The sequence below is a fragment of the Aeromonas sp. 603404 genome (genome assembly GCF_049171775.1).
Lineage (GTDB): Bacteria > Pseudomonadota > Gammaproteobacteria > Enterobacterales > Aeromonadaceae > Aeromonas > Aeromonas veronii_A.
The window spans coordinates 73,788-94,938 of sequence record NZ_JAAKPE010000012.1 but is presented as its reverse complement, the minus strand read 5'-3'; the positions used below and the strand labels follow the sequence as shown (position 1 = coordinate 94,938).

At 61.7% G+C, this 21,151-nt stretch carries 22 protein-coding genes; 11 read left to right on the top strand and 11 right to left on the bottom strand.

Annotation, left to right across the window (positions count from 1 at the left end; genetic code table 11):
* Positions 1 to 44: 44 nt before the first annotated feature.
* Positions 45 to 926 (bottom strand): LysR family transcriptional regulator, encoded by an 882-nt coding sequence (locus tag G5306_RS15635; RefSeq protein WP_216979467.1) that lies wholly within the window; start codon positions 924 to 926, stop codon positions 45 to 47.
* A gap of 158 nt (positions 927 to 1,084) precedes the next feature.
* Here G5306_RS15635 and G5306_RS15630 point away from each other — a divergent pair, with 158 nt between their 5' ends.
* Together G5306_RS15630 and G5306_RS15625 are read left to right on the top strand one after the other, a co-directional pair.
* The gene (locus tag G5306_RS15630; protein ID WP_216979466.1) at positions 1,085 to 1,471 is read left to right on the top strand and encodes a DMT family transporter; all 387 of its coding nucleotides are present in this window, start codon (positions 1,085 to 1,087) and stop codon (positions 1,469 to 1,471) included.
* Positions 1,468 to 1,788, top strand: a complete 321-nt coding sequence (locus G5306_RS15625; protein WP_005335659.1) for an SMR family transporter — start codon at positions 1,468 to 1,470, stop codon at positions 1,786 to 1,788. Before G5306_RS15630 ends, G5306_RS15625 begins: the two co-directional genes overlap by 4 nt.
* 78 nt (positions 1,789 to 1,866) lie before the next feature.
* On the opposite strand, the gene G5306_RS15620 is transcribed toward G5306_RS15625, so the two are convergent.
* The 3 genes from G5306_RS15620 to hrpB all read right to left on the bottom strand — a co-directional run bounded on the left by G5306_RS15620 (position 1,867) and on the right by hrpB (position 7,167).
* Positions 1,867 to 2,268 (bottom strand): VOC family protein, encoded by a 402-nt coding sequence (locus G5306_RS15620; protein ID WP_181497083.1) that lies wholly within the window; start codon positions 2,266 to 2,268, stop codon positions 1,867 to 1,869.
* Positions 2,269 to 2,327: 59 nt separating this feature from the next.
* Positions 2,328 to 4,646 carry a penicillin-binding protein 1B gene (mrcB, locus tag G5306_RS15615; RefSeq protein ID WP_421206901.1) on the bottom strand — a complete coding sequence of 773 codons (2,319 nt, stop codon included), beginning with the start codon at positions 4,644 to 4,646 and terminating at the stop codon, positions 2,328 to 2,330.
* A gap of 73 nt (positions 4,647 to 4,719) precedes the next feature.
* On the bottom strand, positions 4,720 to 7,167 hold the full coding sequence (gene hrpB / locus G5306_RS15610) for an ATP-dependent helicase HrpB (protein ID WP_421313116.1): 2,448 nt from the start codon (positions 7,165 to 7,167) through the stop codon (positions 4,720 to 4,722).
* A gap of 178 nt (positions 7,168 to 7,345) precedes the next feature.
* On the opposite strand from hrpB, the gene thpR reads away from it, so the two are divergent.
* The 9 genes from thpR to G5306_RS15565 all read left to right on the top strand — a co-directional run bounded on the left by thpR (position 7,346) and on the right by G5306_RS15565 (position 15,832).
* Positions 7,346 to 7,888: an RNA 2',3'-cyclic phosphodiesterase gene (gene thpR, locus G5306_RS15605; RefSeq protein ID WP_236373814.1), complete on the top strand. Its 543-nt coding sequence runs from the start codon at positions 7,346 to 7,348 to the stop codon at positions 7,886 to 7,888.
* Positions 7,885 to 8,628, top strand: a complete 744-nt coding sequence (gene sfsA / locus G5306_RS15600) for a DNA/RNA nuclease SfsA (protein ID WP_019444756.1) — start codon at positions 7,885 to 7,887, stop codon at positions 8,626 to 8,628. The genes thpR and sfsA overlap by 4 nt, the downstream gene beginning before the upstream one ends.
* A gap of 119 nt (positions 8,629 to 8,747) precedes the next feature.
* The gene (gene dksA / locus G5306_RS15595; RefSeq protein ID WP_005335644.1) at positions 8,748 to 9,197 is read left to right on the top strand and encodes an RNA polymerase-binding protein DksA; all 450 of its coding nucleotides are present in this window, start codon (positions 8,748 to 8,750) and stop codon (positions 9,195 to 9,197) included.
* A gap of 111 nt (positions 9,198 to 9,308) precedes the next feature.
* Positions 9,309 to 10,217: a tRNA glutamyl-Q(34) synthetase GluQRS gene (gluQRS, locus tag G5306_RS15590; RefSeq protein WP_421258297.1), complete on the top strand. Its 909-nt coding sequence runs from the start codon at positions 9,309 to 9,311 to the stop codon at positions 10,215 to 10,217.
* Positions 10,218 to 10,472: 255 nt separating this feature from the next.
* Complete coding sequence (pcnB, locus tag G5306_RS15585; protein WP_421172732.1) at positions 10,473 to 11,948, top strand: polynucleotide adenylyltransferase PcnB; 1,476 nt, start codon at positions 10,473 to 10,475, stop codon at positions 11,946 to 11,948.
* An 11-nt stretch (positions 11,949 to 11,959) separates the two neighbouring features.
* Entirely contained in the window at positions 11,960 to 12,469 is a 510-nt protein-coding gene (gene folK, locus G5306_RS15580; protein ID WP_216980231.1) for a 2-amino-4-hydroxy-6-hydroxymethyldihydropteridine diphosphokinase, read from the top strand.
* Entirely contained in the window at positions 12,466 to 13,260 is a 795-nt protein-coding gene (gene panB, locus G5306_RS15575; protein WP_128815565.1) for a 3-methyl-2-oxobutanoate hydroxymethyltransferase, read from the top strand. Before folK ends, panB begins: the two co-directional genes overlap by 4 nt.
* Positions 13,261 to 13,460: 200 nt before the next feature.
* A complete protein-coding gene (gene panC, locus G5306_RS15570; protein WP_335831131.1) occupies positions 13,461 to 14,315 on the top strand; it encodes a pantoate--beta-alanine ligase in 855 nt (284 codons plus the stop codon).
* Positions 14,316 to 14,467: 152 nt separating this feature from the next.
* Positions 14,468 to 15,832 carry a cation:dicarboxylate symporter family transporter gene (locus tag G5306_RS15565; protein WP_421313129.1) on the top strand — a complete coding sequence of 455 codons (1,365 nt, stop codon included), beginning with the start codon at positions 14,468 to 14,470 and terminating at the stop codon, positions 15,830 to 15,832.
* A gap of 83 nt (positions 15,833 to 15,915) precedes the next feature.
* Here the strand turns inward: G5306_RS15565 and G5306_RS15560 are convergent, their stop codons facing one another.
* The 7 genes from G5306_RS15560 to G5306_RS15530 form a co-directional block, all read right to left on the bottom strand.
* Positions 15,916 to 16,443, bottom strand: coding sequence for a rhodanese-like domain-containing protein (locus tag G5306_RS15560; RefSeq protein WP_421172733.1), 528 nt, complete (start codon positions 16,441 to 16,443; stop codon positions 15,916 to 15,918).
* Positions 16,444 to 16,447: 4 nt separating this feature from the next.
* Positions 16,448 to 16,867 carry a MauE/DoxX family redox-associated membrane protein gene (locus G5306_RS15555; RefSeq protein ID WP_421172734.1) on the bottom strand — a complete coding sequence of 140 codons (420 nt, stop codon included), beginning with the start codon at positions 16,865 to 16,867 and terminating at the stop codon, positions 16,448 to 16,450.
* A 14-nt stretch (positions 16,868 to 16,881) separates the two neighbouring features.
* Positions 16,882 to 17,190 (bottom strand): DUF3343 domain-containing protein, encoded by a 309-nt coding sequence (locus G5306_RS15550; RefSeq protein WP_421209635.1) that lies wholly within the window; start codon positions 17,188 to 17,190, stop codon positions 16,882 to 16,884.
* The gene (locus G5306_RS15545) at positions 17,187 to 17,969 is read right to left on the bottom strand and encodes an acyl-CoA dehydratase activase (protein WP_320545803.1); all 783 of its coding nucleotides are present in this window, start codon (positions 17,967 to 17,969) and stop codon (positions 17,187 to 17,189) included. The genes G5306_RS15550 and G5306_RS15545 overlap by 4 nt, the downstream gene beginning before the upstream one ends.
* 9 nt (positions 17,970 to 17,978) lie before the next feature.
* Positions 17,979 to 19,130, bottom strand: a complete 1,152-nt coding sequence (locus G5306_RS15540; RefSeq protein ID WP_337073495.1) for a double-cubane-cluster-containing anaerobic reductase — start codon at positions 19,128 to 19,130, stop codon at positions 17,979 to 17,981.
* A gap of 226 nt (positions 19,131 to 19,356) precedes the next feature.
* Positions 19,357 to 20,130: an ABC transporter permease gene (locus G5306_RS15535; protein ID WP_019445351.1), complete on the bottom strand. Its 774-nt coding sequence runs from the start codon at positions 20,128 to 20,130 to the stop codon at positions 19,357 to 19,359.
* Positions 20,127 to 21,044, bottom strand: coding sequence for an ABC transporter ATP-binding protein (locus G5306_RS15530; RefSeq protein ID WP_005354634.1), 918 nt, complete (start codon positions 21,042 to 21,044; stop codon positions 20,127 to 20,129). The genes G5306_RS15535 and G5306_RS15530 overlap by 4 nt, the downstream gene beginning before the upstream one ends.
* Between the last annotated feature and the right edge of the window lie 107 nt (positions 21,045 to 21,151).

Genomic DNA, 21,151 nt, shown 5'->3' with positions numbered 1-21,151 from the left:
TCAGGATAAGCAGATATCGTGAGCTGGCACCGCCTCTTTCATCTTTACTCGAAAGGCTCAAGATAACTCTGGATCGATTTTTTCAACCAGGCCAATACTTTGCCGTGATAGGCATTTTCTGCCAGATAGACGCCATAGTCTCGCCACTGCAGGCTGAACTTGTGCTTCAGGGTCAGCAGGGTGCCTTGTCGCAGCTGGCTCTGGATAAGTGGCGAGGGGAGCACCGCCCAGCCCAGCCCATCGAGGACCGCGTTACGCATCAACTCGAAGCTGGAGAGACCTATATGCTGGCCTCCCACAGGTAGCAGGCTTTTTACAGAAAATTCATCTACATACGAGAGAGTTACCTGGGTGTGATCGGTCAGATCCTGCTGTTTGACCCGCTTCAGTCCGGCCAGCGGATGGCTGGGCGCCACCACCATCAGGGTGCGGATCGGGTTGAGCAGATCGATGTTGAGGCCGCTGCGCTCCTGATCCTCGGTAATAAGGCCAAATGCGGCATCGACGAACCCCTCTTCAACCAGCGCTGGCAGTTCAGGCGGAGAGGCAAGCACCAGCGAGATACTGGTGCCGGGAAACTGGTTGTGCAGGCTGGCCAGCATCTCGCGCCACACTTGCTCGGGGATGGCGTCATCGCGGGCAACCCGCAGCGCCACTTCGGCACCCGAGGCGTAATGTTTGCACTTCTGCTGCAAGCTGTTGGCCGCCTGTAGCAGGCGAGTGCAATCATCAAGTACCAGCTCGCCGATTTCGGTCAGGCGACTCTGATTGGCTCCTCGTTCGAAAAGTTCGACGCCAAGCTCAACTTCCAGTGCTGCGATGGAGGTGCTGACAGCGCTGCGGCTTTTGCCGAGACGACGGGCGGTGTTGGCTATAGAGCCGCTATTGGCTGACTCTACAAAGAGTTCTATCTGATATAGCTTCATGTTTTACAGACCATGGCGGAGTTTTTCACCATCACCTTAGCGTGCCGAACCAAGGCAAGGCAAACCTGTTGCGTCGGAATAATCGACGCTGAGCGATTGTCGCGAGTTGCTTCTCCCCGTTTACCATCTCTCCCGTCGAAGCAACAAAGGCATCCTATATGTTATTAAGTCGTATGTTTCTGGCCCGGCTGTTTTTGACCGGCGCCATCTTGACCGAGGTCGCCGGCACCTCCAGCATGACCATGATCCCCGAGCAGGGGGCTGGCTGGATGAATTACATCCCGATGTGGCTGTTGATCGGTTTCTCGTACTGGTTGCTGGCAAAAGCCGCCAAAACAATCTCCATTGGTATTGCGTTTGCGCTCTGGGAGGGGCTCGGGATCACCTTGATCACCATAGTGTCGGTTATGTTCCTTGGTTACGATGTGACCGTTCAGGAGCTGATTGGCCTGGCTCTCGCGATAGTGGGGATTGTTATGGTGACCATGGGGGAGACCCATGATGAGCCTGCAACCGGGTCAGTTGAAACGGAGGCCACAGCATGAGTCCGTTTGTGATTGTACTGGGGGCAGCACTGATCGATATCGGCGCCAACATGGCCATCAACCGCTCCAAAGGCTTTCGTTACAAGGGGTGGGGCTTCCTGGGGATCATGCTGGTACTCGGCGCCTTTACCCTGCTCTCGGAAGCGGTAAGTGGCGGCCAGATTGACCTGGCTGTTGCCTACGCCACCTGGGGGGCTATCGGCATCGTCGGTACGGCGCTGGGCGGTTTGCTCTTCTTCGGTGAGCGGCTCAAGCCCATCGGCTGGGCTGGCATGATGGTGATGGCGCTGGCTGTCGTTATGCTGACTACCGCCTGATAACCTGAAGCAATAAGAAAAGCCGCCCGGTCGCAACCGAGCGGCTTTTGTTTGGCTGATTGCTTGGTCGATGCAGGCTCAGCGCGGCGCTTCGTAGAGCTCCAGCGGCAGACCGTCCGGGTCGGCGAAGAAGGTAAAGCGCTTGCCGGTCAGTTCATCCACCCGCACTGGCTCAACATCGACTCGATGGGCATGCAGATGGGCGATGACGCGGTCAAGGTCGCTGACCCGAAAGGCGAGATGGCGCAGGCCGCACGCCTCGGGGTGGGAGGGGCGCTCGGAAGGCGAGGGGAAGCTGAACAGCTCCAGCTGGCTGCCGTCCGGCAGGGCCAGATCCAGTTTCCACGACTGGCGCGCCTCGCGCAGGGTCTCGGCGATGATGGGCAGTCCCAGCACCTCGTGGTAGAAGTGGCGCGATCGCTGGTAATCGCTGGCGATAATGGCAATGTGGTGAATAGCCTCAAACAACGGCTGGCTCATGATGACTCCTTGTAAGCAGGCTGGGGAGAGGGGCCGCCCGTGCAGCCCCTCTCGCGATGTCAGTTGAAGAATCCACCGAACCACTCATCCAGGGCACTGCGTGGCGTCGTACTGCCGGCACAGCTGGTCGGGGAGCCCATAGTCGAGGTCTTGGCCGGTACCTGCAGGCTGCCCGGGCAGTCGCTGGTGACGCGGGTGCCGCTGGCACGGGAGAAGTTGGCCCAGGTGATCCCCTCCGGGATCTGCAGGCTCAGGCTGTTGACGCCTCGCTGGCTCATGTAGCCGCTAAAGAGCTGCAGTGCCCCGCTTGCGCCGGTCAAGCCCGCCGGGGTGTTGTCGTCGCGCCCGACCCAGATACTGACCAGCTCGTTGTTGTCCATCCCGGTAAACCAGGAGTCGCGCAGCTCGTTGGTGGTGCCGGTCTTGGCTGCCATGGTGGCGCCGGGGAACTTGGCACTGAGGGCGCGGGCCGTGCCCTGACTCACCGTCTTGGTCATGGCGAACAGGGTCAGCCAGCTTGCTTGCTGGTCGGTGACCCGCTTGGCGGTCTGATCATGCTGATAGAGCAGGCTGCCATCCCCGTTGACTACGGCGCGAATGGCCGACAGCGGCTGGGTCAGTCCCTGATTGGCGATGGGCAGATACATCTGGTTCACCTCCAGCGGCGAGAGGGCCACTGCCCCCAGCACCAGCGACGGATAGGGCTGGATCTCCTGCTGGACTCCCAGCTTGTGCAGGGTGTCGACTACCTTCTCCAGCCCCACCTGCAGACCGAGATTGACGGTCGGTACGTTGAGGGAGCTGGCCAGCGCATCCATCAGCGGCACGCTCTGGCGGAACTTGCGATCGTAGTTTTGCGGCGTCCAGACCTGACCATCCTGACCGCGAATGCGGATCGGCTGATCTTTGAGCGGGGTCGCCAGGGTCAGACCGTTTGAGAGACCGGTAAGGTAGACCGCCGGTTTCACCAGCGAGCCGATCTGGCGGCGGGCATCCAGCGCCCGGTTGAACCCGGCGTAGCGGGGATCGCGGCCACCCACCAGCGCGACCACTTCGCCCTTGTGCCAGTCGGAGACCACCATGGCCGCCTCCAGCTTTTTCTTGCCGCGCAGTTTCTCGATATCGGCGAGGCCCGATTCGACCGCCCGCTCGGCCGCGTGCTGGGCGATGGGGTCGAGGCTGGTGAAGATCTTGAGGCCGGACTGCTTGAGCAGATCGGCGCCGAAGCGGCTCTGGATCTCTCGCTTGAGCAGCCCCATGAAGGCCGGGGTGCGGCCGTAGCTCATCTGGCCGCGGGCGATGATGCCGAGGGGTTGACGGCTGGCCAGTTCATACTCGGCCTGGGTCAGGCTGCCGTGATCCATCAGCAGCTTCAGCACCAGATCACGGCGGGTCTTGGCCCGCTCCGGGAAGCGCCATGGGTCGTAATAGGAGGGGCCTTTTACCAGACCGACCAGCAGGGCGACCTGATCGATATCCAGCTCGTTGACCGGAATGCCGAAGTAGAAGTAGGAGGCAAGCCCGAAGCCGTAGACCCCTTGCGAGAAGTTCTGCCCCAGATAGACCTCGTTGAGGTAGGACTCGAGGATCTCGTCCTTGCTGTAGCGATAGTCGATCAGCACCGCCATATAGGCTTCCTGCAGCTTTCGCCACAGGCTGCGCTCACGGGTCAGGAAGAAGTTTTTGGCCAGCTGCTGGGTCAGGGTACTGCCCCCCTGCACGGTGCGACCCGCGATCAGGTTGGCGAACATGGCGCGCATGATGGCCACCGGCGAGACGCCGCCATGCTGGTAGAAGTCGCGATCTTCGGTGGTGAGCAGGGTCACCAGCAGGCTGTCGGGCACTTCGGCGATACGCACCAGCAGGCGATCTTCCCGATCTTCGGTATTGAGGCGATCGAGCAGCACCGGGTCCATCTGGGCGTAACCGAGCTGGCGCTGGTTCTCCAGCGACTGGATCCCCTCAAGGCGCGGGCCGTTGAAGGTGAGGCGCAGGCCACGGGCTCCGTCGGCGCCGTCATAGAACTCGAATGGACGGCGAATCAGCTCGATGCGGTTGCCGTTGATGGTATATTCACCCGGCGTGTGAGGCTGGCGCACCTGCTTGTAGCTCAGCATGTTGAGCTCGCGCAGCATCTGGTCCCGCGACAGGCGCTGGCTGGGGTAGAGCTCCAGCGGGCGGCTGTAGACCATCACCGGCAGCTGCCACTTCTCGCCATCGAAGCGCTCGCGCACCTTGGTATCGAGGTAGATGCCAAACACCACCATAAAGGCCGCCACCACCAGGGAGAGCTTGAAGCCAAGCCAGAACAGCTTGCGCCAGATGGTGCGTTTGGGCGCTGCCTTCTTGGGGGCACGCTTGCGTCGTTGGGTTGCCATAAATCCTCTTTGCTTTCCTTTCTACTTGTTATGTCGCATTCGCGAACGTTCGAGCGGGATTAACCCGCCGAACCTAGATGCCCATCTTCTTCTTGGTGACCTTGGTCGGCATCGCCTCCAGCGGATTATCCGGCCAGTAGTGGCGGGGATAGCGCCCCTTCATCTCTTTCTTCACCTGTTCGTAGGAGCCAGCCCAGAAGGCAGCCAGATCGGCGGTGATCTGCAGCGGTCGCTGGGCGGGGGAGAGCAGCTCCACCACCAGCGGCACCCGGCCATCGGCCACGCAGGGGGTCGAACCTTGCCCGAACATCTCCTGAATGCGCACCGGGATCACCGGTGCCTGCCCTAGCTGATAGCGGATCCGCACCCGGCTGCCGGTCGGTGCCGCAAAGTGGCTCGGCAGCGCCTCGTCCAGCCGTTTGGGCAACGGCCAGGGCAGGGATTGGCGCAGGATGTCGCTCATATTGAGCCTCTTCAGCTGCTCCAGCCGGGTCATACCGCTCATCGCTGGCAGCAGCCACTGTTCCAGCGTGGCCAGCAGGCTCTCGTCATCCATCGCGGGCCACCCCTCATCGGGCAGCCAGTCGCGGGCGCAGCGCAGGCGGGCCAGCAGCCCTTCGCTGCTCTCGTCCCAAGGCAGTACATGCAGCCCCTTGCGGCGAATGCCTTGCAACAGGCAGCGCCCTTTCTGCTCGTCAGAGAGTTCGGTCAGCGGTCGCTGGCTCAGCACCAGCTCGCCGATCACCTGCTGGCGCTCGGCGCGCACCCGCTCTTCCCGCTCATCCCAGTCGAACCACTGCCGTTCGCTCACCAGCTCCGGCAGCAGACGCGCCAGCTCATCCAGCTCTATCGGTTCGGCGATAAAGATGTGGCTGCCGCGATCGTTCTGCCCCATTTCGATGGCGATGAGGGCCCCTTGTCCCTGACAGGGATGACCTTCTACCAGATCGCAGCTCACCCCACCACTGAGTTGATAACGACTGCCGCTACGCAGTTTGCCGATGCGATCCGGCCAGGCGAGGGCACAGAGCAGCCCCAGCCACTGACCCTGCGCACTGGCAGGGCGCACGCCAAGCCGTTCAAACCAGCGGGCCGCCCCCTGACGCAGAGCGTTTTGATGGCGGTGGAACAGCACAGAGAGGCGCTCCGATCCTCGCAGATCTTCTTCCTGCAACGCCACCAGATAAGCGGCATCGGCGACAATCCCTGTCAGACCCTCGGACTCCAGCTCGCGGGCGCGCAGCAGCATGCGAGCGAGGCGAGGGTGAGTACCGAAGGCGGCCATGGCGCGGCCAGCGGGAGTGAGTTGTTGCTCACCCTCCGGCTTCATGGCGCCAAGGGCCACCAGCAACCTCTGGGCGCTGGCCACCGCGGCGGCGGGAGGCATATCGAGAAGCGGCAGATCTTCTACCTTGGCGCCCCACTGGGCGGCATCTATCAGCAGGCCGGTCAGCTCCTGAGTGAGGATGTCTGGCGGGCTCTGCTCGGCGAGCCGCTCCTGCACCTCGCTGCTCCAGAGCCGGTAGCAGACACCGGGGCCGAGGCGACCAGCGCGACCGGCTCGCTGGGTGGCGGAGGATTTGGCTATCTGGCGGGTCTCCAGTCGGGTGACACCGCTTTTCAGATCGAATGAGGCGCGTCGCTCCAGCCCGCTGTCGATCACCACCGAAATCCCCTCAATAGTGAGGGAGGTCTCCGCCACATTGGTGGTGAGCACCAGCTTACGGCGGCCGGCAGGCGCCGGTTCGATGGCTGCCTGCTGCGCCGCCATGTCGAGGCGGCCGTAGAGGGGGGCGAGGGTCACGTCGTCCGGCAGTTTGTCTGCCAACCATTGCGCCAACCGCTCGATCTCACCCTGTCCCGGCAGAAAGACCAGCAGGCTGCCATCTTGCTCGGCCAGCGCTTCGAGCACCACGGCGCCGACCTGCGGCTCCAGCCACTGCTGGCGGTTGGCGGGGCGGTAGTGGTAATCGATAGGGAAGCCACGCCCCTCGGAGCGAACCACAGGGGCATCCGGCAACAAGGTCTCGAGTGCCATGCCATCCAGGGTGGCGGACATCACCAAGAGCTTTAGGTCATCGCGCAGCCCTTGCTGGCTCTCGATGGCGAAGGCCAGCGCGGTATCGGCGTGCAGACTGCGTTCGTGGAACTCATCGAAGATGACCAGCGAGACGCCATTCAGCTCAGGGTCTTGCTGCAACATACGGGTCAGCACCCCTTCGGTGACGATCTCGAGCCGGGTCGCTGAGCTGGTGCGGCTCTCGCCACGCACCCGCAGGCCGATGCGCTCGCCCACCTTCTCCCCCAGTTGGCGCGCCAGAAAAGTGGCGATATTGCGCGCCGCGAGGCGCCTTGGCTCCAGCATGATGATGCGGCCGGGCAGCCGGTTCTGACGCACCAGCTCCAGCGGCAGCAGGGTCGATTTGCCCGCGCCGGGTGGCGCCTGCAGGATCACGCTGGTGTGGCTGTCGAGGGCGGCAAAGAGTTCGGGTAATACCGAAACGATGGGGAGCTGGGACAAAGCGATGAGCACCTTCTGTGGCAACCGGTAAAACGGCGCCTATTCTGCCACAGCCACCCGCGCCACCGTGAGTGGATGTGCGCAGATGGTCACTCGGGCGGGAGGGTGGCGAGACATGGCCGGATGGCTGCCATAGAATGGGCCCATCCAATGAGCGTGAAAAAGGCATTATCACCACATGGCCAAACTCTTCTTTGCCCTGCCCGTCAAGGAGCTCGCCCCCGAGCTCATCGCCTGGCGCGATCAGCAGCCCTGGCCCGGTCAGCCGGTGCCGCAAGCCAACCTCCACCTGACCCTGGCATTTCTGGGTGAGGCTGACGAGTTGACTACCCGCCGCCTGATCGCCGCCGTAGAGCGCCAGCACTGTCCGCCGCTCTCCATCAGGCTGGATGAGACCGGCTGGTTCAGCCGGGCCAAGGCTGCCTGGATTGGCCCGAAGGAGTGGCCCAACGAGCTGACCGTGCTGGCAAAGGCGCTGCGCCGCCACGGCGAGAAGTTGCGTCTTGGCAATGGCGAGCAGGGTTATCGCCCCCATGTCACCCTGTCGCGCAAGGCGGTCGAGGCGCCTGCCATCCTGCCTGCCCCAAATTTTCTGCTGCAGGCCGATGAGTTCTGCCTCTATCAATCCATCTCGACCCCGGACGGGGTGCGCTACGAGCCGCTTGCCTGCTGGCCGCTGCGCGCCCGGGTAAAAGAAGATGCGCGGAGGGCTAACCCGTGATCTTTGATCCCCCCCTGCAATCGGGCCAGCTGGTGGCCCGCTACAAGCGCTTTCTGACCGATGTGCAACTCGATAACGGCGAGGTCATCACTATCCACTGCGCCAATACCGGTGCCATGACCGGTTGTGCCGATCCGGGCACCCGGGTCTGGTACTCCACTTCCGATAACCCCAAGCGCAAGCTGCCCAACAGCTGGGAGATCGCCGAGAGCCCGGCGGGCCACTTTATCTGCGTCAACACGGCGCGCGCCAACCAGATCGCCCGGGAGTTGATCGAGCAGGAGGCTATCGCTCCGCTGGCGGGGTACAGCCGGTTGCGCACCGAGGTGAAGTATGGCGAAGAGAACAGTCGCATCGATCTGTTGCTGGAAGATGACGAAAAGGGCAATTGTTACATCGAGGTAAAATCGGTCACCCTGCTCGACGAGCGGGAGGAGGCTGGCATGGGCTACTTCCCCGATGCGGTCACCGCCCGTGGTGCCAAGCATTTGCGCGAGTTGATGGCGATGAAAGCGGCGGGCCACAGGGCCGTGCTGCTCTTTATGGTGTTGCACTCCGGAATAAGCCGGATGCGCCCTGCAACCCATATAGATCCGCACTATAGTCTGCTAATTGAGCAGGCAATCGCGGCGGGGGTTGAAATTTTATGCTATCGGCCCCATGTTGGGGTGCAAGGCATGGTGGCTCAAGGGTTTATCCCGTTTGAATCTGGTCACCTGTTACCCGAGGGGAGTGCATAAATATTGGAGTGGGTAACATTATTGGTACGGCTCGTTTGCTTACCCGTTACCCTTCTGCTATAGATGTCGCCCTCAATTTATGGATGGCACGGGTAGCGTGCTGAATTAGGAGACAGGGCATGCCAACAGGCGAAAACAGGAAATCTCTGGGCCCCCTGGCCATTGCGGGTGTCGCGCCTTACCAGGAAAAGCCGGGTGAGGAGTACATGAATGACCAACAAAAGGCGCATTTTCGCAAGATCCTGGGTGCCTGGCGCAACCAACTGATGCAGGAAGTTGATCGTACCGTCGACCATATGAAAGACGAGGCTGCCAACTTCCCGGATCCCGTGGATCGTGCCGCGCAAGAAGAAGAGTTCGCTCTTGAACTGCGTACCCGCGACCGTGAACGCAAGCTGATCAAGAAGATCGAGAAGACCTTGCAGCTGCTTGAAGACGATGATTTCGGTTACTGCGAACACTGCGGTATCGAGATCGGTATCCGTCGTCTGGAAGCCCGTCCGACTGCCGACCTCTGTGTCGATTGCAAGACGCTGGCCGAGATCAAGGAAAAACAGATGGCCGGTTGATCCCGACCCTCTGGTATATGAAAAAGGGAGCTCGCGGGCTCCCTTTTTTATTGAGCTTTTGGCGGTCGCGCCCCAGAATGCAGCCTCAATGAATCGCTTACCCGAATAGTCATGCCAGTGAATTTCCCGTCCTCACCCCTTGTGCGCCCCTATGTCGGCCGCTTTGCCCCCTCACCCTCAGGCCCGCTTCATTTCGGTTCGCTGATCGCCGCCCTCGGCAGCTTTTTGCAGGCCAGAGCGCAGCAGGGGCGCTGGCTGGTTCGCATCGAAGATATCGATCCGCCGCGGGAAATGGCGGGGGCAGCGCACCTGATCCTCAAAACCCTTGAGGCATATGGCCTCGAGTGGGATGGGGAGGTGATGTTCCAGAGCGCGCGCCATAGTCGTTATGACGAGATCATCGACCAGCTCTATCGGGCGGGGGATCTCTACTGGTGCCGCTGCACCCGGCGAGAAATCATGGCCGCGGGCGGTCTCTACAGCGGCCACTGCCGCACCCTCGGGCTTGCGGCCGAAGGTTGCGCCGCCCGGCTGCGCCAGCACCATCCGGTCTACCACTTCGACGATCGCTTGCAGGGCCATATCGCGGTCCCGGCGGCGCTTGCCGAGGAGGATTTTATTATCCGCCGCCGCGACGGGCTTTACGCCTACAACCTGGCAGTGGTGGTGGATGATATGGACAGCGGCATCACCGAGATAGTGCGCGGTGCCGATCTGCTGGAGCCCACGGTGCGCCAGATTGCCCTCTACCAGACCCTGGGGGCGCCGGTGCCCGACTGGGTGCACCTGCCGCTGGCGGTACTGGCCGATGGCAACAAGCTCTCCAAGCAGAACCATGCGCCGGCCCTGGCGCTCGATGAGGTGCGACCGGCCCTGTGGCAGGCGCTGCACTTCCTCGGCCAGTGCCCGCCGCCCGAGCTGATGGCGAGCCGGATCGACGAGATCATCCGGTGGGGTATCGCTAACTGGCAGCTCGAACGGGTGCCCGCCAGCGAGAAAATCCCGCTGGACATAGAGTAAAGAGAGCCGGTTTTCGTGTAATAGGACGTGAGCTGGGCGCTGATAGACCGCTATTTTCGCTGGCAGACGGTTTCATGCGGGATCAATTTTCAGCACGGTTTTTCATTTGGTCAGGTGTGAGCTATGTGCAGATTGACCGCTATTTTCGCTGGCGGACGGTTTCATGCGGGATCAATTGTCAGCACGGTTTTTCATTTGGTTAGGCGTGAGCTATGATAGGCCGCTATTTTTTGGCCTCCCGTCAATTTAGAAGTCATGAAGAGGTGTACCATTTTTTCCCAGATCGCAAACTTTTGCCGCAAGGTGCTCGGCAAGGAAGACGGCGAGCAGTCGGTGGAATCCCCCATTCCAGCCCGTGTCGCCGGTCAACGTCGTACCTTAAGCCGTGATCAGCACCCTATTTCGCGCAAAGAGATCAGCGAGAATGCACTCAAGGTGCTCTATCGCCTGAACAAAGGGGGCTATGAGGCCTACCTGGTCGGCGGCGGAGTCCGGGATCTGCTGCTCGGGAAGACGCCCAAGGATTTCGACATCGCAACCGATGCGACGCCGGAGCAGATCAAGGCGCTGTTCAGCAACTGCCGCCTGATTGGCCGTCGTTTCCGCCTGGCCCACATTGTCTTTGGTCGTGACGTGATCGAAGTGGCCACCTTCCGGGGTCACCACCATCAGGTCAATACCAGCAAACATGTGTCGGCCCAGTCTGATGAAGGCATGCTGCTGCGCGACAACGTCTACGGCACCATCGAAGAGGATGCCGAGCGCCGCGACTTTACCGTCAACGCCCTCTACTACAGCGCCAAAGATTTCACCCTGCACGATTTCGAAGGGGGTCTGGAAGATCTGGCCGAGCGCAAGCTTGAGCTGATCGGCGATCCCGAGACCCGTTATCGTGAAGATCCGGTGCGTATGCTGCGCGCCGTGCGCTTTGCCGCCAAGCTGGATATGACCATCAGCCCGCGTACCGCCGCCCCCATCAAGGAGCTGGCGCCTCTGCTGCAAGACATCCCTGCAGCCCGCCTGTTTGAGGAGACCCTCAAGCTGTTCCTGGCTGGCGACGGTCTGGCGACCTACAAGCTGCTGCGTGAGTATGGCCTGTTCCAACAGCTCTTCCCGCAAGTGGCTGCGCTGTTTACCCCGCACGGCAACTCGCCCTACGAGCAGTTTATCGAGCAGGCACTGATCGATACCGATACCCGCGTTCGTGAAGATAAACGCGTCACTCCCGCCTTCCTCTACGCCACCCTGCTGTGGGGCTGCGTCGAGGCCCGTGGTCGGGTGCTGGAGAACGAGAGCGGCCTGCCCTGGTATGACGCGTTCATGCTGGCGATCAACGAGGTGCTGGACAATCAGGTGCGGATCATCGCCGTTCCCCGCCGTTTCACCACCGATGTCCGCGACATCTGGGCACTGCAACAGCGGTTGACCCGTCGTCAGGGCAAGCATCCCGAGCGCGCCATGGAGCATCCCAAGTTCCGCGCGGCGTTCGACTTCCTGTTGCTGCGCAACCGGGTCGAGCGCGGTCTCGGCGAGCTGGCCAGCTGGTGGGAGCGCTATGTTGCCTCCAATCCGGATGTGCGCCCGCAACTGCAGCGTGAAGCGACCCGTCGCCCGGCCAGCGGTGAGCGCGGTCGGGCCGGCGAAGCCCGTAGCCAAGATGGCGAGAAGCGCAGCAGCAACAGCCGCAACCGCCGCCGCCCGCGCCGTCGTAAACCGAAAACGGCCGAGTGACCACAGACGTGATGACCGAGGTCTTCATCGCCATTGGTTCCAACCTGTCTGATCCGCTGGGTCAGGCTCGTCGCGCCGTTGCCGCCCTGGCAAGGTTGCCGGAATCTGTGCTGGTGCAGGCCTCGTCGTTTTACAGCAGCCGCCCCATGGGGCCTGCTGACCAACCGGACTACGTCAATGCCGTGGTCCGGCTCAACACCCGGCTCGCACCCCTTGCGCTGCTGGATCAATTACAAAAAATCGAGCTGGAACAGGGACGTGTGCGCAAAGATGAGCGGTGGGGGCCGAGAACTCTGGATCTCGATCTGCTGCTCTATGGGGATCAGGTGATCAACCATGAGCGCCTGATCGTACCCCACTACGGCATGAAGGAGCGGGAGTTCGTGCTGCTGCCTCTTGCCGAAATTGCGCCTGCTCTGGTGCTGCCCTGCGGCACCCCGCTCGCCCGACTGGTTGCCCGCTGCCCGCACAATGATTTGGCCATCATTGCCCCGCGTGCAGACGTACAGGAGCCTCTATGAGCAAGATCACCACCGCCAGCCTGCTGAAGATGAAGCAGGAAGGTCAAAAGTTCACCGCCATCACCGCCTATGATGCCACCTTTGCCAAGCTGTTCGACGACGAGGGGGCCCACGTGCTGCTTATCGGCGATTCGCTGGGCATGGTGCTGCAAGGGGGTCAGGATACCCTGGCGGTCAACATGGATGAGATGGTCTATCACACCCGCTGTGTGGCGCGCGGTGCCAGCAAGGCACTGGTGGTCGCCGACATGCCGTTCATGAGCTACGCCACCCCCGAGCAGACTTACCAGAACGCTGCCCGCCTGATGGCGGCCGGTGCCCGCATGGTCAAGATGGAAGGGGGCGACTGGCTCTGTGACTCTATCCGTCACCTTACCCGCAACGGGGTGCCTGTGTGTGGTCACCTCGGTCTCACCCCGCAATCCGTCCATGTCTTTGGCGGCTTCAAGGTGCAGGGGCGTGACGAGTTTCAGGCGCAGGAGATCTACCGCCAGGCCCTCGAACTGCAAGCGGCCGGTATCCAGCTGCTGGTGCTCGAGTGTGTGCCCACTGCGCTGGCCGAGCGCATCACCAAGGCGCTTCGCATCCCGGTGATTGGCATTGGTGCCGGCCCCGCGACCGATGGTCAAATTTTGGTGATGCACGATGCCTTTGGCGTCACCTCTGGCTATGTGCCCAAGTTCACCAAGAACTTCCTGGCCGAGACCGGCGATGTGCGTGCCGCCATCCGCCTCTATGTGCAGCAGGTGAGCGAGGGGAGTTTCCCCGGCCCGGAGCACAGCTTCAACTGACCCTGGCAGTTGCATGATGGGGGCTGCGGCCCCCGTCTCTGCTTCTCAGCCTCGCACAGTTAACCCGTATAGCTAATCCGTATCTTATTGATTCATCTAAGGTGAACTGCTGATAGCCATTTTCGTGCTTCATCCCGCCCGAGTGCTACCGGTAGATGCAACCCGTCTCTCTTTTTGATTTATCGGAAGGTGAACTGCTGATGTTGGTCGTAAATAATCCCGTCGTTCTGCGTGAGCAGATCAGCCAATGGCGCCGTGAAGGGCGTGCCATCGCATTCGTGCCCACCATGGGCAACCTGCATCAGGGCCACCTGACGCTGGTGAAAGAGGCGCACAGCCACGCCGAGAAGGTGGTGGTCAGCATCTTCGTCAACCCGATGCAGTTCGACAAGGCCGAGGATCTTGCCAACTACCCGCGCACTCTGGAGCAGGATTGCGCTGCGCTGGAAGCGGCCGGGGTCGATATGGTGTTCACCCCGACCCCGGAGATCATGTATCCGCAGGGGCTGGCGAGCCAGACCTTCGTCGAGGTGCCGGGTCTCTCCAATCTGCTGGAGGGGGCGCTGCGCCCGGGTCACTTCCGCGGGGTCAGTACAGTCGTTACCAAGCTGTTCAATCTGGTGCAGCCTGATGTGGCCTGCTTTGGCCAGAAGGATTACCAGCAGCTGGCGCTTATTCGCAAGATGGTGGCCGACATGGCGATGCCCATCGAGATCGTTGGCGTGCCCACCGTGCGGGCCGAAGACGGGCTGGCGCTCTCTTCCCGCAACGGCTACCTGACTGCCGCCGAGCGGGCCATTGCCCCCGAGCTGGCGCGCACCATGAACTGGATCGCCGAGCAGATTGAAGCGGGTGACCACCACCTGCCCTCCCTGGTGGCGCAGGCCAGCCAGCGCCTCGACAACGCCGGTTTTCGCACCGATGCCATCGACATCGTCGATGCCGCCAACCTCGAAGCTGCTACCGACGAGAGCGAGCAGCTGGTGATCCTGATGGCTGCGTATCTCGGCAAGGCCCGTCTTATCGACAACCGCGTCGTCACCGTAAAGAAGTAATTCCCCCGATTGCCAGCGGGCGCCTTCCCGGGCGTCCGCTGCTTTTTCACGCCTGCACTCTCCTGCATCCCGGCGTTTTGTTCTGCGGCCCTGCCCGCATCCTCCTTTGTTTCAATCCACTCTCGGCCTGATGGCCGCTACAGGTATTCATGATGTTTGTCCTGATTGCATCGCTTGTTTTCTGTCTGCTCTGTTTTGCTATCACCCGGTTACCCACCGGGTTGCCGCTCTCGCGCAAGGTGCTTGCGGGTCTGCTGTTTGGCGCCCTGTTCGGGCTGGCGCTGCAACTGGGGTGGGGTGCCGATGATGCCGGCGTCCAGCAGACCCTGGAGTGGGTCAATATCATCGGCGGCGGCTATGTTAGCCTGCTCAAGGTGGTGATGATGCCGCTGGTGTTCACCTCGATCCTTTCTGCCATCAACAAGCTGGAGCAGGCCCAGTCCCTCGGCAAGATCAGCGCCGTGCTGATCGGCTCCATGCTGACCCTGGTGATGATCGCCGGTGTGGTGGGGATGACGGTGACCCATCTGAGTGGCCTCACTGCCGAGGGGCTGTTGAGCCATGGCAGCGACAGCGCAGCGCTGCAACAGAGCATGAGCACCATCGACAGTGCCCAGACTCTGCCGGCCCTGCTGCTCTCGCTGGTGCCCACCAACTTTGCCGCCGATATGGCGGGTAGCCGCGGCCTCTCGGTGATCGGCGTGGTGATCTTTACCGTGCTGGCGGGGGTTGCCCTGCTGCAGTTGAAGGCGGAGCATCCGCAGGCGGGTGCTCGCGCCGCCGTGGCCATCGACACCCTGCAACTGTGGGTGATGAAGATGGTGCGGGTGGTGATTGCGCTCACCCCCTATGGGGTGATGGCGCTGATCGCCCGGGTGGTGGCCCACTATCCGCTTAGCGAGATCCTCAGCTTGCTCGGCTTTATCCTGGTCTGCTACGTCGCCATTCTGGCGATGTTTGCGGTGCACATGGTGATCCTGCTGCTGATCGGTCAGAACCCGCTGCACTATCTGCGGGAAGTGTGGGGCGTGCTCACCTTCGCCTTTATCTCCCGCAGCAGCGCCGCCTCCATCCCGCTCAGCATCGAGACCCAGCAACGTCTTGGCGTGCCCTCCAGCATCGCCAACTTTGCCGCTTCGTTCGGTGCCAACCTCGGCCAGAACGGCTGTGCCGGCATCTATCCGGCCATGATGGTGGCGATGATTGCCCCCATGCTCGGCATCAACCCGTTTGAACCCCTGTTCCTGCTGACTCTGCTGCCGGTCATTGCGCTGGGCTCCATCGGGGTGGCTGGCGTCGGCGGTGGCGGCACCTTCGCCGCGCTGATCGTGCTCTCCACCCTCAACTTCCCCATCGCGCTGGTGGGGGTGATGATCGCCATCGAGCCGCTGGTGGATATGGGCCGCACAGCTCTCAACGTCAACGGCTCCATCATGGCGGCGATGATCACCAAGCGGTTGCTGGGCAAGCAACAGCTGGCCCAAGCGGAGCAGCCGCAGGTGCAGGCCGCCAGCTAACCCCGAGTGTTGCCCAATATGAAAGAAGCCCGCAGTTGCGGGCTTCTTTCATATCGGCTGTGTTGCCTTGTGAGCAAACGCGGTTACTCGGCAGAGACGGTGTAACCGGCGCCTTTCCAGGCAAAGATGCCGCCCGGCACCCGATAGACCTGCTGATAGCCCTGAGTTACCGCCCAGGCGGCGGCATTGTGGCTGCGGCCGCACTTGACGAAGCCGCAGTAGATCACCACAGGACGGGACTTGTCTTCACCCAATAGCGCCTGGAACTGCTCCGCCGTGCCGTTCCCCTCGACAATCTCGCTCCAGTTGTCACCGGCCTTGGCCTCCTTCACGAAGACAAAGTTCTTGGCGCCCGGGATGTGCTCTTTCTTGTAGGAGTCCTCATAGGGCATGGTGTCGATGATCACCAGCTCCTCGCCCTTGTCCATCCGGGTCTTCAGCTCGGCCACGGTCAGCAGCTGATAGCCCCCTTGCTGTGTCTCTTGCGCCAGCTGCACCGCCGACTGCTCCAGCTTCACCTCCTGCTCGAACTGGTTGTCGCCACAGCCCGTGAGGGCAAAGCTGGCGGCGATCAGCGAGGCCAGCAGGGTGCGGGATCGCAATGTCATCATGTCACTACTCCTTTAGTACGGGAAAAACGGGGCGGGAAGTTCGCAGCAGGGCGCCCGCAAGCGTCAGTAGCAGCAGATCCCGCACAATGGCCTCCGGCAATGAGCTGAGGTCAGCCCTGCCCAGACAGCCGCAAGAGATGTCGAGCCCGATGGCAACGCCATAGCCCAACACCGGAATAAACAGGGCGAGCAGCCCGATCACCAGCCACAGTCCCCAGCGCCGGTTGGCGATGACCGCAAGCCCGGCACAGAGCTCCAGCGCGATCAGCCCCCAGGCGGCGAACGGGATCAGCGGTGGCCAGATCAGTCCGAAGGCCGCGATCTGTTCGACAAACAGGGCGGAGGATATCAGCTTGAACCCGGCGGAGGCGAGGAAGAATCCCCCCAGCGCCAGATTGGCCAGCATGCGCAGATAAACGGCCATGGGAGAGCTCTTTATCATCCATGACTCCGACTGCCAGCCACAGGCGTTTGCTTCGCCATGTCCGGGCTATCGGCCGGATAGCGGGCCAGCTCCTGATAGTCGCCGTCCGCTTCGCAGCGAAAGACGGCAGCGGTTTCACCGTTCTGACACCACTGTTGCCACTCATCTGGCGGGCAGTGGAGGCGAATGGCGAGGCCACAGCCGGCGCTGAGCAGGCGCGGCACGTCGCAGACCCGAAACGACTGGTCGTGCTGCTCCAGCCGCTTGCGCAGTCTGACCGTGCCGAGGGTAGAGTGGAACAGGTAGAGAAACTCCTGATTCATGATTTGCCTCCCGTGCTGGCGCGCGCGCCGAACAGGGCGGCACCCAGCGCACCGGCAAACTGGGCATCCGGGTGGGTGGCCACTTCGCAGCCCAACCCTTCGGCCAGATAGTGGCGGAAGGTGGCGCAGTGGCTGACACCGCCGGTAAAGAGTACGCTCGGTCGGGCGCCGAGGCGGCCGATAAAGTTGGCACTGCGCCGGGCCATGGAGCGGACGATACCGGCCAGGATTGACTCGGCCGGAATGCCCGCCGAGCGCAGGCTGATAGCCTCCGATTCGGCAAACACGGTACACATGCTGCTGATGTCGTGGGGCTCGGCCCCTTGCAGCAGTTCGTCAAGCTGCTCGACCCGAGCACCCAGAGTGCGGGTGATCACCTCGAGAAAGCGACCGGTGCCGGCGGCGCACTTGTCGTTCATCAGAAAATCGGTGAGGTTGCCGTCGCTATCGAGCTGGATCACCTTGCTGTCCTGCCCGCCGATGTCGATGACGGTGTGTACCGATGGGCAGAGCAGGCGAGCGCCCAGCCCGTGGCAGGAGATCTCGGTGACTCGGCGATCGGCGAACGACGCCAGATCCCGGCCATAGCCGGTCAGCGTCAGATAAGGTCGTTGGGGCAAATCGGCCGAGAGCTCCTCCCAGCCTTGCTCGATGGCAGCCAGCGGACGAAAGGGGGTCGGCACCAGAAAACGGCGGACGATACGCCCGCCATCCCGGCTGTCGAACAGGATCCCCTTGGTCGCGGTGGAGCCCGAGTCAATCCCGATGGAGAGTGACACGGCGCCTCCTTACAGCATCTCGATAAAGGCGGCCAGCCGGGTCGCCAGTTGTCCCTTGTCGGCGCTGGAGTAGTCGGTCTCGACTGCCATGTAGGGGATACCGTGGCGTTCGCGCACATGGCGCTTGATGGCGAGCGACTCCACCGCATAGGTGTGGCAAGCCTGCAGGATCACATCGATCACTCCGTCCGCCTGATACTCCTCCACCATCTGGCTCAGCAGATTCATGCGCTGGTGGTTGGGAGAGATGCAGGAGCAGCCTATGGCCAGATACTTGTCGGTCAGCGCATCGAACGGGTTGCCCTCTTCGCTGACGCACTGCTCGGTCGCCTTGGCGCCGGTGCAGTTCTCGTAACCCACCACCCAGCCGCCGTGCTCCTCGATAAGGCGCACCACCTTGTCGGCCGCGCCGCCGATGGGGCAGCCGGTGATGAGGATGCGCGGGCGGGCATCAAGCCGCTTGCCTTCGGCATACTCGACCTTGATGCTGCGGGTCATCTCCTGCAGCTCGCTGATGAGCTGCTCCTTGTCGAAGCGGAAGGTTGCACCATAGACCACCTTGAGCAGGTCGGTACCGCTGAGTGCCGGCGGATTGAGCTGGCCCAGCCGGTAGAAATCGGCCAGCGCGCGGCGCTCGCGGTTTTTCAGCACGATGGCGTCTCGCAATGCCTGCTCGCTGATGGGCTTGCCGAACTGCTGCTCCAGCAACTCCTTGAAGCGGACGATTTCGCTGCGCCACAGGGTGCGGGAGGCCTCGTCATCGGCGCGGTTGGGCAACTGCATCACATGCACCGGTTTGAACTCGGCCATGTACTCGTACATCTTCTTCTTGCCGTCGCAGGTGGTTTCCCCTACCACCAGATCGGAGAAGTAGAAGTAGGGGCACTTGTCGGTCTTGCCGAACCCGTAGCTGCTCTTGATGAGCGGGCAGAGGTTGCGGGGCAGATCCTTTTCGGCCTCCTCGATGGTCTCGTCGCTGGTGGAGCAGAGCGATACCACCACGGCGCCGGCGGCTATCGCCACCTCCTGCGGCATAAAGGTGCAGTAGGTACCGATCAGGGGGATCTGTCGCTCCTTGAGTGCCATTACAGCCAGAAAGCCCTGCCGACGGGCATCTGAAAAACTATCGAATATGGCTGGCAACTCGGTGATAAGTGACATAGGCGATCCTGCCCTGATGAGAGAAATGAAGAGACGGACGGGCCATCCGTGACGGCACATCCAACCGCGAGAATTATACCTTTGGGGGTAATTCGAAAATTGCGGTGGATCACAAGGTGTCAGGTAACTCCTTAATGACAGGCTGGTTATTGGGAAGGGGGCTGGCAGGTTGAAGGGGCTACAGGGGGAATAAAAAACGGGCACCGCGAGGTGCCCGTTCTGGTCATCAGTGGCGCAGGCCGGTGCCGCGGGAGATGAGCCACCAGGCGATACCGTAGAGGGCCACGATAAAGCCGATGATGATGAGGTAGGCGGTGCCGAGTGGCACGTCGGAGATACCGAGGAAACCGTAACGGAACGCGTTCACCATGTAGATGATGGGGTTCACTTGGGAGACACCCTGCCAGAAGGGGGGCAGCAGGCTGATGGAGTAGAACACTCCGCCCAGATAGGTGAGCGGTGTCAGCACGAAGGTGGGGATGATGCTGATGTCGTCGAAGGTCTTGGCAAACACCGCGTTGATAAGGCCACCCAGCGAGAAGAGGATGGCGGTGAGCAGCACGGTGAAGCAGACGCTGAACAGATGGTGGATCTGCAGCGGCACGAAGAACAGCGACACTAGGGTGACGATGAGGCCTACACAGAGGCCGCGTGCCACGCCTCCGCCCACGTAACCGGCGATGATGACGTAGTTGGGCACCGGCGCCACCAGCATCTCCTCGATATTACGCTGGAACTTGGCGCTGAAGAAGGAGGAGGCGACGTTGGAGTAAGAGTTGGTGATCACCGACATCATGATGAGGCCGGGCACGATGAACTCCATGTAGGTGAAACCGCCCATGTCACCGATGCGCGAACCGATCAGGTTGCCGAAGATGACGAAGTAGAGGCTCATGGTGATGGCCGGTGGCACCAGGGTCTGGATCCAGATCCGGGTAAAGCGGCTTACCTCTTTGGCCAGAATGCTCTTGAAGGCGATGTAATAGATGGCCAGATTCATGCTTTTCTCCCCTCTTCGACCAGATTGACGAACAGCTCTTCCAGCCGGTTGGCCTTGTTGCGCATGCTCACGACCTGCACTTGCTGGTTCGACAGTTGCTCGAACAGGCTGTTGAGTGACTGGCTCTTGTCGAGATCCACCTCGAGAGTACGTTCATCCGGCATACGGCCGTTGAACTCTGGGACCTCAGGTACGGCAGAACCTGGCGCAAGGTCGAGCAGGAAGGTCTCGCGACCCAGCTTGCCCAGCAGATTCTTCATGCTGGTGTTCTCGATCAGCCGACCCTTGTCGATGATGCCGATGTTGCGGCAGAGCATCTCGGCCTCTTCCAGATAGTGGGTGGTGAGGATGATGGTGACGCCCTGCTCGTTGAGATCCTTGAGGAAGGTCCACATGGAGCGTCGGATCTCGATATCGACCCCGGCGGTCGGTTCATCGAGGATCAGCAGTTTGGGCTCGTGCATCAGGGCGCGGGCGATCATCAGGCGGCGCTTCATGCCGCCGGAGAGGGTGCGGGCAGGCATGTCGCGCTTCTCCCACAGATCGAGCTGACGAAGGTACTTCTCGGCGCGGATCTTGGCTTCCGCCTTGGGCACGCCGTAGAAACCGGCCTGATGGGTGACAATCTGGATCACCTTCTCGAACTGGCTGAAGTTGAACTCCTGCGGCACCAGTCCGAGCTGGGCCTTGGCCTGTTCGAGATCGCTGTCGATGTCGTAGCCAAACACCTTCACCTTGCCGGCGCTCTTGTTCACCAGCGAGCTGATGACGCCGATGGTGGTGGACTTGCCCGCGCCGTTCGGGCCGAGCAGGGCGAAGAAATCCCCCTGCCTGACGGTAAGATCGATGCCTTTAAGGGCTTCAACGCCCCCCTGATAGGTCTTTTTCAGGCCGCTGATTTCCAGTGCGTTCATTGCAACCTCTGTGATGGTTGAATCCGGCTCGATACAGAAAAGGCGGCCAAGGCCGCCTGCACAGAGTAAAGGGCGCAAGGCCGCTTCACCCGTGATATTCCTGAACC

Bases quoted from the DNA above. Each gene is read 5' to 3' on its own strand.
- G5306_RS15630 (WP_216979466.1), top strand. From the start codon at position 1,085: ATGTTATTAAGTCGTATGTTTCTGGCCCGGCTGTTTTTGACCGGCGCC.
- G5306_RS15530 (WP_005354634.1), bottom strand. From the start codon at position 21,044: ATGAACGCACTGGAAATCAGCGGCCTGAAAAAGACCTATCAGGGGGGC.
- pcnB (WP_421172732.1), top strand. From the start codon at position 10,473: ATGAAGAGGTGTACCATTTTTTCCCAGATCGCAAACTTTTGCCGCAAG.
- dksA (WP_005335644.1), top strand. From the start codon at position 8,748: ATGCCAACAGGCGAAAACAGGAAATCTCTGGGCCCCCTGGCCATTGCG.
- panC (WP_335831131.1), top strand. From the start codon at position 13,461: ATGTTGGTCGTAAATAATCCCGTCGTTCTGCGTGAGCAGATCAGCCAA.
- folK (WP_216980231.1), top strand. From the start codon at position 11,960: ATGACCGAGGTCTTCATCGCCATTGGTTCCAACCTGTCTGATCCGCTG.
- G5306_RS15625 (WP_005335659.1), top strand. From the start codon at position 1,468: ATGAGTCCGTTTGTGATTGTACTGGGGGCAGCACTGATCGATATCGGC.
- G5306_RS15620 (WP_181497083.1), bottom strand. From the start codon at position 2,268: ATGAGCCAGCCGTTGTTTGAGGCTATTCACCACATTGCCATTATCGCC.
- G5306_RS15550 (WP_421209635.1), bottom strand. From the start codon at position 17,190: ATGAATCAGGAGTTTCTCTACCTGTTCCACTCTACCCTCGGCACGGTC.
- mrcB (WP_421206901.1), bottom strand. From the start codon at position 4,646: ATGGCAACCCAACGACGCAAGCGTGCCCCCAAGAAGGCAGCGCCCAAA.
- G5306_RS15565 (WP_421313129.1), top strand. From the start codon at position 14,468: ATGTTTGTCCTGATTGCATCGCTTGTTTTCTGTCTGCTCTGTTTTGCT.
- G5306_RS15635 (WP_216979467.1), bottom strand. From the start codon at position 926: ATGAAGCTATATCAGATAGAACTCTTTGTAGAGTCAGCCAATAGCGGC.
- gluQRS (WP_421258297.1), top strand. From the start codon at position 9,309: ATGCCAGTGAATTTCCCGTCCTCACCCCTTGTGCGCCCCTATGTCGGC.
- thpR (WP_236373814.1), top strand. From the start codon at position 7,346: ATGGCCAAACTCTTCTTTGCCCTGCCCGTCAAGGAGCTCGCCCCCGAG.
- G5306_RS15555 (WP_421172734.1), bottom strand. From the start codon at position 16,867: ATGGCCGTTTATCTGCGCATGCTGGCCAATCTGGCGCTGGGGGGATTC.
- G5306_RS15560 (WP_421172733.1), bottom strand. From the start codon at position 16,443: ATGATGACATTGCGATCCCGCACCCTGCTGGCCTCGCTGATCGCCGCC.
- G5306_RS15540 (WP_337073495.1), bottom strand. From the start codon at position 19,130: ATGTCACTTATCACCGAGTTGCCAGCCATATTCGATAGTTTTTCAGAT.
- G5306_RS15535 (WP_019445351.1), bottom strand. From the start codon at position 20,130: ATGAATCTGGCCATCTATTACATCGCCTTCAAGAGCATTCTGGCCAAA.
- panB (WP_128815565.1), top strand. From the start codon at position 12,466: ATGAGCAAGATCACCACCGCCAGCCTGCTGAAGATGAAGCAGGAAGGT.